Source organism: Micromonospora sp. KLBMP9576 (assembly GCF_050941805.1).
Classification (GTDB): Bacteria; Actinomycetota; Actinomycetes; order Mycobacteriales; family Micromonosporaceae; genus Micromonospora.
This window is the reverse complement of record NZ_CP194567.1, coordinates 4941037-4955969: the sequence shown is the minus strand read 5'-3', so window position 1 is coordinate 4955969 and position 14933 is coordinate 4941037. Positions and strand designations below refer to the sequence as shown.

Sequence of the window (14933 nt, the reverse complement as noted above, 5' to 3'; positions counted from 1 at the left end):
GCGGAGGCGCCGGGTCCGGGCGCGCGGCCCGGACCCGGCACCGAGGGTCAGCTGGCGCCCAGGTCCTGCAGCGACTTGGCCGCGCCGCGGTGCAGCGGTACGGGGTCGGTCTTGCGTGCGTTGTCCAGGCTGATGCCCTTGGCGGCCGGGTTGGCCTGGGCGAGGGCGTCCTTGCGGTCGAACACGGTGCGGGTGATCGCGCAGGCCACGTCCGCGTTGAGGTCCTTGCGGACCAGCAGCACGTTCGGCACCACGATGGTCGGGGTGTCCGCAGCGGTCTTGTAGACGTCCGCGCCGATGCTGCCAGCCTGGTATGCGGGGTTGAGTTCGGTGAGCTTCGGCAGCAGCGGGGTGATGTCGATGAACTTCACCTTGTCCCCGGCGGTGGTGAACAGGTCGGTCAGGCCGCCCGTGGGCACCCCGCCCGACCAGAACAGGCCGTCGACGCTGCCGTCCTTGACGCCCTCGACGCTCTTGGTGAGGTCGAGCCGCTGCGCCTGGACGTCCTTGGCCGGGTCGAGGCCGGCGGCCTCCAGCAGCCGGTTGGCGATGACCTCGGTGCCGGACTTGGGGGAGCCGGTGGAGATCTTCTTGCCCTTCATGTCGGCGACCGAGTTGATCCCCGAGTCGGCCCGGACGACGACCTGCGTGTAGTTGTCGTAGATCCGGGCGAGCGCCTCGACCGGCTGCGGGGCCGTGAAGCTGCCCTTGCCCTGCACCGCGTTGACCGCCGTGTCGAACAGGGAGAAGGCGACGTCGTACTGGCCGCCGACGAGCTGCTCGATGTTCTGCACCGACGCGCCGGTCTCGGCGGCGGTGCCGGTCAGCTTGCCCTCGGTCGCCCCGGAGAGCTGACCGGCCAGGGCGTTGCCGACCACGTAGTAGACGCCGGTGGCGTTGCCGGTGGCGATGCCGACACGCGTGCTGTCGGTGACCTTGCAGGTGATGTCACTGGCGGCGTCGTCCTTGGCCGCACCGTTCTGACGGCCACCACAACCGGCGGTGCCGGCCGCGACGAGGGCCAGTGCGCCGACTCCCGCGGCGATCCGCACGTTGATCCGTCTCACTGTTGATCCTTCCCGTGGTTCACGGATGGTTCTGCTGACGGCTCGCCGGTCGGGCCGGCGGAGCCGCGTCTGACGAGCACGCCCGCCACCATGACGGCGGCCAGGACGGCGCCGATCGTGACGGGCACGGGTTCGAGCCAGAGCAGCGTCAGCCCGGCGATCGCGCCGATGATCCGCTCCGGGGCGCCGGCCGGGCCGACGCCGGGCAGCCAGCCGCCCGCCGCCACCGCCAGCACGGCGACGCTGAGCGCGGCGATCGTCGCGGCGACGACGATCCGCTGCGGGCCACCGATGCCGAGCAGCCCGAGGCCGGTCGGGGTGACCACGAAGGCGAGGGGGATGAGGTAGGCCGGCAGGGCGTACCGCAGGGTCTGCCACATGGTCGGCACCAGCCGGCCGCCGGTGACCGCGGCGGCGGCGACCGCGGCGAGGGCGGTCGGTGGGGACGCCTCGGACAGGACCGCGAAGTAGAAGACGAACATCGCCGCGGCGGGTGCGGCGACGCCGAGGTCCAGCAGGGCCGGGCCGATGATGACCCAGCCGATCACGAACGAGGCGGTGACCGGCACGGCCAGTCCGAGCAGGGTGAGGGCGACGGCGGCGAGCAGCGCGGTGAGCGCGAGCACCACGGCCGGTTCCGAGCTGACGGCCTGGGCGGCGCTGAGCAGCAACGCGGCGGCCTGGGGACCGAGGCCGGTCTTGGTGGTGGTGGCGGTGATGATGCCGGCGGCGGCGCAGACGGCGCTGACCGCGAGCACCCCGCGTACCCCGCTGCTCAGGGCGGCGAGCAGGCGGGCGGGGGTGAGCCGGTGCCGGCGGTCCAGGTAGGACAGCGCGGCGGCCAGGATCGTGGCCAGCACCACGGCCTTCGTCGCGGAGAAGCCGACGGCGAGCAGCCCGACGATCGCGAAGAGCGAGAGGAAGTGGTAGCCGAACCGGGCCAGCAGTTGACCGGCGGAGGTCGTGTCGATCACCACGGGCCGCACCCCGGAGCGCCGGGCGTCGATCTCGACCGCGAGGAGGATGCCGAGGTAGTAGAGGACCGTCGGCACGGTGGCCCAGCCGAGCACCTGCAGGTACGACACGCCGAGGTACTCGGCGATGATGAACGCCGCCGCGCCGAGGGTGGGCGGGGAGAGGATCGCCCCGACGCCGGCCGCGGCGAGCATGCCGCCCGCCCGCTCCGGCGGGTAGCCGGCCTGCTTCAGGACGGGCCAGGTGACCGCGCCGATGCTGACGGTCGTCGCCGCGCCGGAGCCGGAGACGGTGCCGAGCAGGAACCCGGAGGCGACGGCGGTGCGCCCGGCGGCGGTGCGCGAGCGCCGGAACGCGGCGGCGGAGAGTTCCACGAAGAAGCGCCCGGCCCCGGAGAGGTCCAGCACCGCGCCGTAGATGGTGAACAGCACGATGTACGTCGCCGCCACGTCGAGCGGGGTGCCGTAGAAGCCGCTGTCGGAGTTGTAGAGGCCGTCGACGATCTGCCCGAAGTCGAGGCCGGCGTGGGCGACCGGCCAGGACTGGGGCAGCAGTCCGCCGTAGTAGCCGTAGCCGAGGAAGACCACGCAGACCGCCGGCAGGATCCACCCGGTGGTGCGCCGGCACGCCTCCAGCAGCAGGAGCAGCAGCACGGTGCCCATCGCCACGTCCAGGCCGACGAGCAGGCCCTGCCGGTCGAGGAAGGCGTCGTAGCCGCCACCGCCACCGCCGAGGCCGACGGGCAGCACCGGGTAGAGGCAGGTGACCAGCGCCGCGGCGGCCAGGACCCAGTCGACGACGGTGGGGCCCCGGTGGCCGGGGCGGCTCGGGGCCTCGGCGTCGCCCGGCCCGCCCGCGCCGCTGCGACGCAGTCGTCCGGGCAGCCGCAGCTCCGCCGGGTACGCCAGGAACACCATCGGCAGGATGCCGGCCAGGAAGATGATCAGGTAGAACTTGCTGCCCTGCGGCAGCGGGTCGAACACCTGCCAGAGGGCGAGCAGCGCAACCGCCAGGGTCGTGCCGGTGACCAGCACGCCGACCGGCCCGGCGAGTTGCCGCCCGGGCTTCTCGTCCTCGAACTGCGCGGCGAGTTCCCGCGCGTCGGGCTGGGTGTCGTCGGGGCCGCCGCGACCGTCCGGCTCGGGCGGTAACGCAACCGGCCTGCTGTCCGGGATGGACAGTTGGTCCATCGCGGACGGCTGCGAGGCGGAATCTCCGGAGAAACGCACTGCTGGCACGAGGGGGCACGATACGCGAACAAGATACTCAAAGGAATATCGCTAAACCTCATTGCGGATAGTAATTTAATGGGGTTTTCGACTACGCAGAGATACCACTTTCGAGTCCGGATTAGCCGCGTGGGCGTACGCCGTAATTGGCGGCGATTCGCGGAGCCGGCAGCCGGTTTGTAGCTGTTCCGTCCACTCTGGTCCGGTGATCTTGGACGTTCGGCCCGCCGGCCGGCGGCCCCACCGGGACCGCCGGCGCGCGCCGGCGCGATCGTTACTCAGTGTAGTTTCCGTCGCTCTCGGTAACTAGATGCGGCGTGAGCAGGGCGGTCCTGATTTTCAACATCCGGTCGCATAACCGCCCCGCGACGCCCCTGATGCCGCCCCCGGGAGCGGCCGGACGCATCCGTGCGGTGTCCGCCGCAGGGGTTATGGTCGGGCGGTGAGCACGGCTGCACCACTCATTCGGGCGCGGGCGCTGGCGAAGCGCTACGGGGACTTCGTCGCCGTCGACGGCATTGACGTCGACGTGCGCGCCGGCGAGGCCTTCGGCTTCCTCGGGCCCAACGGCGCCGGCAAGTCGTCCACCATGCGGATGATCGGGTGCACCTCCCCGCCCAGCGGCGGGGAGCTGCGCATCCTCGGCATGGATCCGCTCCGCGACGGCCCGGCGATCCGGGCCCGCCTCGGCGTCTGCCCCCAGCTCGACAACCTCGACCCCGACCTGACCGTCCAGGAGAACCTCACCACCTACGCGCGCTACTTCGGCATCTCCCGCCGGGTGGCCCGGGCGCGGGCCGCCGAGCTGCTCGACTTCGTCCAGCTCACCGAGCGGGCCGACAGCCTGGTCGAGCCCCTCTCCGGGGGGATGAAGCGGCGGTTGACGATCGCCCGCGCGCTGGTCAACGAGCCCGAGATCGTGCTGCTCGACGAGCCGACGACCGGCCTCGACCCGCAGGCCCGGCACCTGGTGTGGGAGCGGCTGTTCCGGCTCAAGCGGCAGGGCGTCACGCTGGTCCTCACCACCCACTACATGGACGAGGCGGAGCAGCTCTGCGACCGCCTGGTCGTGATGGACGGCGGGCGGATCGTCGCCGAGGGGTCGCCCCGTGCGCTGATCGACACGCACTCCACCCGGGAGGTGGTGGAGCTGCGCTTCGCCGCCGAGTCGCAGGAGGCGTTCGCCGGCAAGCTCGACGGGCTGGGGGAACGGGTCGAGGTGCTGCCCGACCGGATCCTGCTCTATGTGTCCGACGGCGACGCGGCGGTCGCCGAGGTCGGCGAGCGGGGGCTGCAACCGGCCAACGTGCTGGTCCGGCGCAGCAGCCTGGAGGACGTCTTCCTCCACCTCACCGGGCGCACCCTGGTCGACTGACGCGCCCGCCGGTCGGCGCCCTTGTCCCGGGCGGGGGCGCGGCGCGCGTCCCGTAGCATCGGCGGGCCGGCGGCGCGGCGTGCCCGCCCGGCGAACACTGGGGGTGCGATGTCCAGGTTGGAGTTCCAGTCCCGCCGCGAGGCCGGGCTCGCCGCGCTCTATCTGGGCGTCTTCGCGACGATCTGGTTCAGCGTGCCGGCCGCCGAGCAGCCGCTGCGCGCCCTGCTCGTGGTCGCCAGCGGCGCGGCGCTGGTCACGGCGGTGGTCGGTGCCGTCGTGGTGGCCCGCAGCGGGCAGGCCGCGACCCGGGACCGGGACAGCGACCGCCGTTACCTGCTGATCGTCCTCGCCGAGTTCGCCGCCGCCGGGATCGGCGCCGTCGGGCTCGCCCTTGCCGGGCTGTCCGAGTTCGTTCCGGTGCTGGTCTGTGCCGTGGTGGGGCTGCACTTCTTCCCCCTCGTCCCGGTGCTGCGCGACCCGCTGCTCTGGCCGCTCGGGGTGGCGATGTGCGTCGTCGCGCTGGCCGGGCTGGTCACGGCGCTCGCCTCGGCGGTGCCGGCGGGGTTCGTCGTCGGCATCGGCGCGGGGCTGTTGCTGCTCGGCTACGCGGTGCTGGCGCTGGTCCGCGCCGCCCGTCGGCGCTGACCGCCGGCGCGCGGTCCGCTCCGGCGCCCGATCCGTCGTAGGGTGGCGGCCTGTCGTAGCCCTGCGGTAGGAAGGCCCGGTGGACTCCGGACGGGACGGGGTGGTCGCGTGAGCGTGGCGCAGTCGGCGCGGGAGCGGGCGCGGCCGGCGCTGCCGAGGGTGCCGGCGCTGGCGGTGCTGGCGCACCACCTCGTGGCCTACCGGCGCACCTGGCGGGCCGGGCTCCTCTCGTCGTTCCTGTTGCCGGTGCTGACCGTGCTCGGGTTCGGCGTCGGCGTCGGCGCCTACATCGACCAGGGCGTCGACGGGGTGCCCTACCTCGACTGGGTCGTGCCCGGCCTGGTCGCGTCGACGGCGGTGCAGACGGCCGTCAGCGAGTCGATGTGGCCGGTGTTCGGCAAGTTCCGGTGGGCCAGGACCTACGTCGCGCAGAGCGCGGCGCCGCTTCGGGTGGGCGACATCCTCGGCGGGCACCTGGCCTTCGTGACGTTCCGGGTGATCACCACCATCGCGGCGTTCCTGCTGGTGACCGGCGTGTTCGGGGCGCTGCGACCCTCGTGGTCGGCCGCCGCGCTGCCGGTGGCGGCGCTGCTGGGGCTGGCTGTCGCCGCGCCCACCTTCGCGTACGCGTCGGTGGTCGACGTCGACAGTTGGCTGGCGATGCTGCTCCGCTTCGCGGTGCTGCCGATGACGCTCTTCGCCGGGGTGTTCTTCCCCGTCGAATCGCTGCCCACGGCGCTGCGCTGGCTGGCGTACGCGACCCCGCTCTGGCACGGCGTCGAGCTGTGTCGCGCGGCGACGCTCGGCGTCGCCGCGCAGTGGCCGGTCGCCGGCCACCTGCTCTACCTCGTGGCCTGGGCGGTCGCCGGCTGGCTGCTGGCCCGCGCCGCGTTCCGTGGCAGGCTGGTCGTCTAGGAGGCGCCGTGGTCGGTCTCGTCCTGCCCCGGTTGCTCGCCGTCCCGGCGGCGTCCCGCCGGTCGTTCTCGGTGGCCGCGCGCAACGTCGCCGCGCTGCGGACCGTCTACTGGCTGCTGCTCGCCTCCGGCTTCGTGGAGCCGCTGTTCTACCTGCTCTCCATCGGCGTCGGGGTGGGCACGCTGGTCGGTGACCTCACGCTGCCCGGTGGCGAGCTCGTCAGCTACGCGGCGTTCGTCGCGCCGGCCATGCTCGCGTCCTCGGCGATGTCGGGCGCGCTGTCGGAGACGACCTTCAACTTCTTCGGCAAGATGAAGCAGATGAGGCTGTACGACGGGGTGATCGCCACCCCCGTACGACCGTTCGAGATCGCCTTGGGTGAGCTGCTCTGGGCGATGCTGCGCGGCAGCGTCTACTCGGCGGTCTTCCTCGTGGTGATGGTGGCGATGGACCTGACCACCGTGGGGCGGGCGCTGGTCGCCCTCCCGGCCGCCGTGCTGGTCGGCTTCGCCTTCGGCGCGCTGGGCATGGCGATCACGACCTTCGCGCGGAGCTGGCACGACTTCGACCTGGTGTCGGGGGTCCAGTTCGCCCTCTTCCTCTTCTCCGGCACGTTCGTCCCCGCCGAGTCCTACCCGGCGGCGCTGCGCTGGGTGGTGGAGGTGACCCCGCTCTACCGCGCGGTGCACCTGATCCGCGACGTCTCGGTGGGCACGGCCGGCTGGGACGGGGTGCTCGACGTGCTCTACCTGCTCGCGGTGTTCGCCCTGGGTCTGCTGGTCGCCGCGCGCCGGATGGGCAGGTTGCTCTACCGCTAGGGGTTAACCGTGACCGCACCCGGGGCATGTCGGGAGGACTGACGCCGATCACAGAGGAGGGGCGATGGCCTCCGACGAGTCTTCCGCCGGCGGCCGGCCGGGCCGTACCGACCGAGGGGCCGGGCCGGGGCACGCCGGTCGGGATCCGGGACGCCGCCCGGTCGGGCCCGACGAGGGCCCCGACAGCCCCGCGCAACTGCCGGGCGCCGGCTGGAAGGCGGCCCTGCGCCGCACGGTGCGGGAGTTCCAGGACGACAGCCTGACCGACTGGGCGGCGGCCCTCACGTACTACGGGGTGCTCTCGATCTTCCCCGGCCTGCTGGTGCTGATCTCGATCCTCGGCCTGCTGGGGCCGGACGCGACGCAGGGCGTCAAGGACACCGTGAACGAGGCCGTCCCGCAGGGCGAGATCCGCCAGATCGTCGAGGGGGCGATCGACCAGGCGCAGCAGAGCGGCGGTTTCGCCGGCTTCGCCGCCATCCTCGGTCTGCTAGCGGCGTTCTGGTCGGCGTCGGGCTACATCGCCGCCTTCATGCGCGCCTCCAACACCATCTACGACGTGCCGGAGGGGCGCCCGATCTGGAAGACCCTGCCGATCCGCGTCGGCGTGACCGCGGTGATCGGCGTGATGCTGCTGGCCAGCGCGGTGATCGTGGTCTTCACCGGCGGCCTGGCCGAGCAGGTCGGGGGCGCCATCGGGCTGGGTTCCACGGCGGTGACCGTGTGGAACATCGCCAAGTGGCCGGTGCTGCTGATCCTGGTCAGCCTGATGTTCGCGATTCTCTACTGGGCGTCGCCGAACGCGAAGCACGGCGGCTTCCGCTGGGTCAGCCCCGGCGGCGTGCTGGCCGTGGTGATCTGGCTGGCGATCTCGGCCCTGTTCGCGCTGTACGTCAGCAATTTCGGGTCGTACAACAAGACGTACGGGGCGCTCGCCGGCGTGATCATCTTCCTGGTCTGGCTGTGGCTGAGCAACATCGCGATCCTGCTGGGCGCGGAGTTCGACGCCGAGCTGGAGCGCAGCCGCGCCATTGAGGCGGGTCACTCCCCGGACGAGGAGCCGTACGTCGAGCTGCGCGACGACCGGAAGCTCAAGAAGAAGCGCAACGCCACCAGGACCCGCTGAACGTCCCGCCCCGCCGCCCCGCCGACCCGTTGGTCGGCGGGGCGGCTTTTCCTGATCCGAAACAGGCTTTTGTCTTGACGGACAAAAGTTCGCGCCAAATCGGCCGAAGCTCTGGACACCCGGGGAGGGCCCTCCTACTGTGACGGGCACGACACCTCGGCACCGCGTCGATGTGTACGAGCCCGCGACGAGGTGAGTCCGCTGCGCACGGTCGACCCCCTGCACGTACGCCTGCTGCGGCTGCTCCGCGACGAGGGCGCGGTGTCCCGGGCCGAACTCGGCGACCGGCTCCAGATGCCCCGCCCGAGGCTGCTGGCGGAGCTGGAGCGGCTCGTCGCCCTCGGTTACGTCGCCGAGGCGGGGCTCGCCGCCAGCCGGGGCGGGCGCCGCTCCACCCTGGTCGAGCTGAACCCGCGCCTGCGCTTCGCCGCCGTCGACCTCGGCGCCAGCTCCATCGACGTCGAGGTGGTCAACGGCCGCCTGGAGCCCGTGGCCGCGTACGCCGAGGCGGCCGACATCCGCACCGGCCCGAAGGTGATCCTCCAGCGCGTCAACGAGCTGCTGGAGAAGGCCAGGGTGGACGGTGCCTACGACCGGCTCGACGCTGTCGGCGTCGGGGTGCCGGGCCCGGTCAGCTTCCGCGACGGCGTCCCCGTCAGCCCGCCGATCATGCCGGGCTGGGACCGGTTCCCGGTGCGCGAGCTGCTCACCCGCGAGCACGGCTGCCCGGCGGTGGTCGACAACGACGTCAACATCATGGCCATCGGAGAGCGGCACGGCGGGGTGGCCCACTCCGTGGACGACTTCCTCTTCGTGAAGATCGGCACCGGCGTGGGGTGCGGGATCTACCTCAGCGGCGAGGTCTACCGGGGCACCGACGGCTGCGCCGGGGACATCGGCCACATCCAGGTCGACGCGCACGGCCCGATGTGTTCCTGCGGCAACGTCGGCTGCCTGGAGGCCCTGTTCAGCGGGGCGGCGCTCGCCCGCGACGCCACCGCCGCGGCCCGCTCCGGCACCTCGCCGGCGTTGGCCGAGCGGCTCACCGGCAGGGGCGTGGTGACCGCCCGCGACGTGGCCGAGGGCACCGGCGAGGGGGACGTGACCTGCATCCGGCTGATCCGCGACGGGGGTCGGCGGGTTGGTGGGGTCCTGGCCGGTCTGGTCAGCTTCACCAACCCGTCGATGATTGTGATCGGCGGAGGGCTCGCCCAGCTCGGGCACATCCTGCTCGCCGAGATCCGCAGCGTGGTCTACCGCCGGTCACTGCCGTTGGCCACCGGCAACCTGCCGGTCGTCCTGTCCGAGCTGGGGCCCCGCGCCGGTGTCGCCGGGGCGGCCGTACTGGCCAGCGACGTGGCCTTCGCGGAGGCGTCATGAGCGGGCCGGCGGGCACCGCCGCCGCCGGCGAGGTGGTGCTGCGCCTCACCGACGTGGTCAAGACCTTCCCGGGCGTACGGGCCCTGGACGGGGTGCGCCTGGAGGTGCGCGCGGGGGAGGTGCACTGCCTGCTCGGGCAGAACGGCGCCGGCAAGTCCACCCTGATCAAGGTGCTGGCCGGGGTGCACCGGCCCGACTCTGGGCTCGTCGAGTGGCACGGCGAACCGGTCGACTTCGCCAACCCGCAGGCCGCCATGCGTGCCGGTGTCGCCACCATCTACCAGGAACTCGACCTGGTCGAGGACCTCTCGGTCGCGGAGAACGCCTTCCTCGGCCACGAGCCGCGCCGGCTCGGCTTCGTGCGGCGCGCCGCGATGGCGCGGCGTACCCGCCAGCTCCTCGGCCGGCTCGGGCACGCCGGGATCCCGCCGGGGCGGATGGTGCGCGCGCTGCCCGCCGCCGGCAAGCAGATCGTCAGCATGGCCCGTGCGCTGTCCCACGACGCCCGGCTGATCGTGATGGACGAGCCGAGCGCCGTGCTGGCCCACGACGAGGTGGGCAACCTGTTCCGGATCGTCCGCGAGCTGACCGCGCAGGGCATCGCCGTCATCTACATCTCGCACCGGCTGGAGGAGATCCGGGAGATCGGCGACCGGGTCACCGTACTCAAGGACGGCCGGACCACGGCGGCGAACCTGCCGGCCCGCGACACCCCGACCCGCGACCTGGTCAGCCGGATGACGGGCCGCACCATCGAGTACGTCTTCCCGGACCGCCCGACCGGCGCGACCGGCGGCGCGGAGCTGCTCGCGGTCGAGGGGCTGACCCGCGCCGGCGAGTTCGCCGACGTCTCGCTGCGGGTGCGCGCCGGGGAGATCGTCGGCATCGCCGGGCTGGTCGGCTCGGGCCGCTCCGAGCTGCTGGAGACCATCTACGGCGCCCGCCGGGCCGAGGCCGGCGTGGTGCGGATGGCCGGGCGGGCGGTGCGGGCCGGCAGCGTCGGCGCGGCGGTGCGGGCCGGCATGGGGATGGCCCCCGAGGAGCGCAAGAGCCAGGCGTTGCTGCTGGGCGAGCCGGTCTACCGCAACGTCACGCTGGCCACCTTCGCCCGCTACGCCCGCGCCGGGTTCACCGACGCCCGGCGGGAGCGGGCCGAGGCGGACCGGATCGCCGAGAGCCTGGAGCTGCGGCCCCGCGACGTCCGCCGGCCGGTGCGCACCCTCTCCGGCGGCAACCAGCAGAAGGTGGTGGTCGGGCGCTGGCTGCTCGGCGACACCCGGTTGCTGCTGCTCGACGAGCCGACCCGGGGCGTCGACGTCGGCGCCCGGGCCGAGCTCTACCAGGTCATCCGGGGGCTGGCGGCGCGCGGCGTGGGGGTGCTGCTGGTCTCCAGCGAGGTCCCCGAGGTGCTGGGCCTGGCCGACCGGGTGCTGGTGATGCGGGAGGGGCGGGTCGTCCGCGAGGCCCGGGCCGGCGAACTCGACGAGAACAGCGTGCTCGACCTCGTCATGGCGGGGTCCCTGATGGAAGGCACACCGGCTTGAGCGACGTGACCCCCACCCCCACCGCGACGCCGGCCGCGCAGTTGCCGGCGCAGTCGCCGCCGGTGGACCCGGCGCGCACCGAGGCGGGCGGCCGGCCGGGGCCCGCGGGCGGGCTCTCCTGGTGGCGGGGCGACGGTGGCGAGGGTACGCGCCGCAACCTCGCCCTGGTCGGCGTGCTGGCCGTGCTCGTCGTGATCGGCGCCCTCACCCGCTCCGACCTCTACTCCGACCCGGACTGGGTGTGGGACAACGTCCTGAGCATCCTCAAGCTGGCGGCCGTGGTCGGGGTGGTCACCGTCGGGATGACCTTCGTGATCATCGGCGGCGGCATCGACCTCTCCGTCGGCGCGATCGTCGCGCTGGCCGGGGTCTGGTGCACCACGCTCGCCACCCAGAGCTACGGTGCCGGCGGCATGATCTTCAGCGCGCTCACCGTGGGGCTGGCGGTCGGCCTGGTCAACGGGCTGCTCATCTCGTACGGCCGGTTGGTGCCGTTCATCGCCACCCTCGCCATGCTGGTGGCGGCCCGCGGCCTCGCCGCCGAGATCTCCGACAAGCAGACCCAGGTGTCGGGCAACGCCTTCATCAACGGCCTGGCCGGCGACAAGCTGCTCGGCATCCCGCTGCTGGTCTACATCCTCGCCGCCGTGGTCGCCGCCGGCTGGGTGCTGCTCAACCGCACCACCTTCGGGCGGCGCACGGTCGCCGTCGGCGGCAACCCGGAGGCCGCCCGGCTCGCCGGCATCGACGTGCGGCGGCACACCGTGCTGCTCTACGCGCTCTCCGGCCTCTGCTGCGGCATCGCCGCCATCATGCTCACCGCCCAGGCCAACTCGGCGCAGGCGGCGATGGCGAACCTCTACGAGCTGGACGCGATCGCCGCCGCGATCATCGGCGGCACGCTGCTCAGCGGCGGGCGGGGCACCATCATCGGTTCCCTGCTCGGGGTGGTCATCTTCGCCACCATCACCAACCTCTTCGCCATCAACGGCCTCTCCACGGAGGCCCAGAACATGGTCAAGGGCGGCATCATCGTCGCCGCCGTCCTCATCCAGCAGGTCCAGTTCCACAGTCTCACCCGGTTCCTGACCCGCAACCGGGCCACCACCACCTGAGCCGTACCGCACGGCGTGCGAGGCCACCCGAGCGACGGGTGGCCGGGCCCCGTGCGCCCTCTTCCGTCCCCGCACCACGGTTTTCCTCCACCACCGTCAACCCAGGAGGTCGTCATGACCCAGCACAGTCGCGACATGTCGCGCCGTCGGCTGCTCTTCGGCGGGGCCGCCGTCGGCACCGGCGTGCTGCTCGCCGGCTGCACCGGCAACGAGAGCCAGCCCACCGAGGCGCAGACCAAGGCGGCGGCCGCGCCGGGCGGCAACAACGAGCCCGGCAAGCGGGTGACGATCGGTTTCTCCGCCCCGGCCGCCGACCACGGCTGGATCGCCGCCATCACCAACAACGCCAAGGCGCAGGCCGGCGCGTACTCCGACGTGGAGTTCAAGTCGGTCGAGGCCGGCGCGGACGCGGCGGCCCAGCGCGCGGCGCTGTCCACGCTGATCTCGCAGAAGCCGGACGTGATCGTGCTGCTGCCGCACGACGGCAAGGAGCTCAACGCCTTCGGCCTGGAGGCCATGAAGGCCGGCATCCCGGTGGTCAACCTGGACCGGGGCTTCCCGGACGCGCGGGCCTACCGGCTCCAGATCAAGGGCGACAACCACGGCATGGGGGTGGCCGCGGCCACCTACCTGATCGAGCAGTTCAAGGCCAAGGGCGTGAGCAACCCGGTGATCGGCGAGATCGCCGGCATGGACGAGCTGGAGCTGACCCAGGAGCGCTCGAAGGGCTTCGCCGACACCCTCGCGGCGAGCGGCTTCAAGGTCGCCAACCGCCGGGCGGCCCGGTTCACGGCCGACTCCGGCCAGCAGGAGGCGGCGCAGCTGCTCCAGGCCCTGCCGAAGATCGACGCGATCTGGAACCACGACGACGACCAGGGCATCGGGGTGATGGCCGCCGTCGCCCAGAGCGGTCGCAAGGAGTTCTTCCTGGTCGGCGGTGCCGGCTCGAAGAAGGCGATGGAGGACATCCAGGCCGACAACACGGTCATGAAGGCCACCGTCACCTACAGCCCGTCGATGGCCTCCTCGGCCATCTCCCTGGCCCGGCTGATCGGCCAGGACAGGGGCATGTCCGACCTGGTGGAACTCCAGGTGCCCAAGGAGATCATCCTCGCCTCGGAGACGATCACCAAGGAGAACGCGGGCGACTACCTCAAGCTCGGGTTCTGACACACGGGGGGAGACCCACCTTGTCCACGACAGACAGGCAACTGCGGGTCGGCATGGTCGGCTACGCCTTCATGGGCGCCGCGCACTCACAGGCGTGGCGCACCGTGAACCGGGTGTACGACCTGCCGGCGCGGGCCCGGATGGCGCTGATCTGCGGCCGGGACGCCGGGAAGGTGGCCGACGCCGCCGACCGGCTCGGCTGGGAGGCGTACACGACCGACTGGCGTGAGCTGGTCGCCTCCGACGACATCGACGTGGTCGACGTCTGCACGCCCGGCGACAGCCACGCCGAGATCGCCCTCGCCGCGTTGGCCGCCGGTAAGCACGTGCTGTGCGAGAAGCCGCTGGCCAACACGGTCGCGCAGGCCCGGGCGATGGCCGCCGCGGCGGCCACCGCGCAGGCCGCCGGGGTGCGGTCGATGTGCGGGTTCAACTACCGGCGGGTGCCGGCGGTCGCCATGATGCGTCAGCTCGTCGCCGACGGGCGGCTCGGGGTGATCCGGCACGTCCGGGCGACGTACCTGCAGGACTGGATCGTGGATCCGCAGTACCCCCTGGTCTGGCGGTTGCAGCGGGACCGGGCCGGCTCCGGCGCGCTGGGCGACATCGGTGCGCACATCATCGACCTGACCCAGTTCGTCACCGGGCGGCGGATCACCGGGGTCAGCGCCGTCACCGAGACCTTCGTGCGGCAGCGACCGCTGCCGGGCGGGCCGGCGGACGGGGGCGCGGTGGCCGGCGGCCCGCCGGCCACCGGCGCGGTGACGGTCGACGACGCGGCGGTCTTCGTGGCCCGGCTCGACGGCGGGGTGCTGGCCACGTACGAGGCGAGCCGGTTCGCCACCGGCCGCAAGAACTCCCTCCGGGTGGAGATCAACGGTTCGCTGGGCACTGTGGCCTTCGACCTGGAACGCCTCAACGAGCTGGAGTTCTACGACGCCACCCGCCCCGCCGCCGAGCAGGGTTTCAGCCGCATCCTGGTGACCGAGGGCGAGCACCCGTACATGTCCGCCTGGTGGCCGCCCGGCCACCTGATCGGCTACGAGCACTCGTTCACCCACCAGGCGCGCGACTTCGTCGAGGCGATCGCCACCGGCGTCGATCCGGCCCCGTCCTTCGCCGACGGGTTGCAGGTCCAGTTGGTGTTGGACGCGGTGACCCGCTCCGCGCAGCTCGGTTCCTCCTGGACCGAGGTGGAGCCGGCGCTGGCCACGGTGGCTGCCTGAGCCGCCTGCGGCGCCGACCGGCGAGGGACCGGCCGCGGTTGCGCCCCGCGGCCGGGACGAGGTCGGCACCGCAGGACGTGCGGCCGGGCCGGCGTGGCCCGGTGCCGCACGAGCAGGACGGTCGTCCGGTGCGGCCGGACCGGGATTCCCCGGTCGCACCGGGGGACCGCCGCCCGCGTTCCGGCGAGGAGACCGGCATCCGGTCTGCCCGCCGGGACGCGCCGGAGGACGTCCGGCCGGCGCGTGCCGTCGTGCCGGCCGGCGGGGTGCGGGGGAGGCAGGGCCGGGACGCCGACCGACCCTGCCTGCCAGCTCCGCCCGTCCGCGTCCGCTCGGGAACCGGGCCGG

12 protein-coding genes are annotated in these 14933 nt (G+C 72.9%); 10 read left to right on the top strand and 2 right to left on the bottom strand.

Going from position 1 to position 14933, the window contains the following annotated elements; genetic code table 11:
• Nucleotides 1–47 precede the first annotated feature (47 nt).
• Both ACQ452_RS21740 and ACQ452_RS21735 read right to left on the bottom strand, forming a co-directional pair.
• Nucleotides 48–1067, bottom strand: a complete 1020-nt coding sequence (locus tag ACQ452_RS21740; RefSeq protein WP_433386954.1) for a TAXI family TRAP transporter solute-binding subunit — start codon at nt 1065–1067, stop codon at nt 48–50.
• The gene (locus tag ACQ452_RS21735) at nt 1064–3232 is read right to left on the bottom strand and encodes a TRAP transporter permease (protein ID WP_433386953.1); all 2169 of its coding nucleotides are present in this window, start codon (nt 3230–3232) and stop codon (nt 1064–1066) included. Before ACQ452_RS21735 ends, ACQ452_RS21740 begins: the two co-directional genes overlap by 4 nt.
• 481 nt (nt 3233–3713) lie before the next feature.
• Here ACQ452_RS21735 and ACQ452_RS21730 point away from each other — a divergent pair, with 481 nt between their 5' ends.
• The 10 genes from ACQ452_RS21730 (at nt 3714) to ACQ452_RS21685 (ending at nt 14585) form a co-directional block, all read left to right on the top strand.
• A complete protein-coding gene (locus tag ACQ452_RS21730; RefSeq protein ID WP_433386952.1) occupies nt 3714–4646 on the top strand; it encodes an ABC transporter ATP-binding protein in 933 nt (310 codons plus the stop codon).
• A gap of 108 nt (nt 4647–4754) precedes the next feature.
• Nucleotides 4755–5291 carry a hypothetical protein gene (locus tag ACQ452_RS21725; protein ID WP_433386951.1) on the top strand — a complete coding sequence of 179 codons (537 nt, stop codon included), beginning with the start codon at nt 4755–4757 and terminating at the stop codon, nt 5289–5291.
• Between the two features lie 114 nt (nt 5292–5405).
• Nucleotides 5406–6206, top strand: a complete 801-nt coding sequence (locus tag ACQ452_RS21720; RefSeq protein WP_433394310.1) for an ABC transporter permease — start codon at nt 5406–5408, stop codon at nt 6204–6206.
• A gap of 8 nt (nt 6207–6214) precedes the next feature.
• Entirely contained in the window at nt 6215–7024 is an 810-nt protein-coding gene (locus tag ACQ452_RS21715; protein WP_433386950.1) for an ABC transporter permease, read from the top strand.
• Between the two features lie 64 nt (nt 7025–7088).
• Complete coding sequence (locus ACQ452_RS21710; RefSeq protein ID WP_433386949.1) at nt 7089–8150, top strand: YihY/virulence factor BrkB family protein; 1062 nt, start codon at nt 7089–7091, stop codon at nt 8148–8150.
• A gap of 201 nt (nt 8151–8351) precedes the next feature.
• Nucleotides 8352–9530: an ROK family protein gene (locus tag ACQ452_RS21705; protein WP_433394308.1), complete on the top strand. Its 1179-nt coding sequence runs from the start codon at nt 8352–8354 to the stop codon at nt 9528–9530.
• A complete protein-coding gene (locus ACQ452_RS21700) occupies nt 9527–11074 on the top strand; it encodes a sugar ABC transporter ATP-binding protein (protein WP_433386948.1) in 1548 nt (515 codons plus the stop codon). Before ACQ452_RS21705 ends, ACQ452_RS21700 begins: the two co-directional genes overlap by 4 nt.
• Nucleotides 11071–12189 carry an ABC transporter permease gene (locus ACQ452_RS21695; protein WP_433386947.1) on the top strand — a complete coding sequence of 373 codons (1119 nt, stop codon included), beginning with the start codon at nt 11071–11073 and terminating at the stop codon, nt 12187–12189. Before ACQ452_RS21700 ends, ACQ452_RS21695 begins: the two co-directional genes overlap by 4 nt.
• A 114-nt stretch (nt 12190–12303) precedes the next feature.
• Nucleotides 12304–13359: a substrate-binding domain-containing protein gene (locus tag ACQ452_RS21690; RefSeq protein ID WP_433386946.1), complete on the top strand. Its 1056-nt coding sequence runs from the start codon at nt 12304–12306 to the stop codon at nt 13357–13359.
• A gap of 53 nt (nt 13360–13412) precedes the next feature.
• Nucleotides 13413–14585 (top strand): Gfo/Idh/MocA family protein, encoded by a 1173-nt coding sequence (locus ACQ452_RS21685; protein WP_433394306.1) that lies wholly within the window; start codon nt 13413–13415, stop codon nt 14583–14585.
• Nucleotides 14586–14933: the final 348 nt, after the last annotated feature.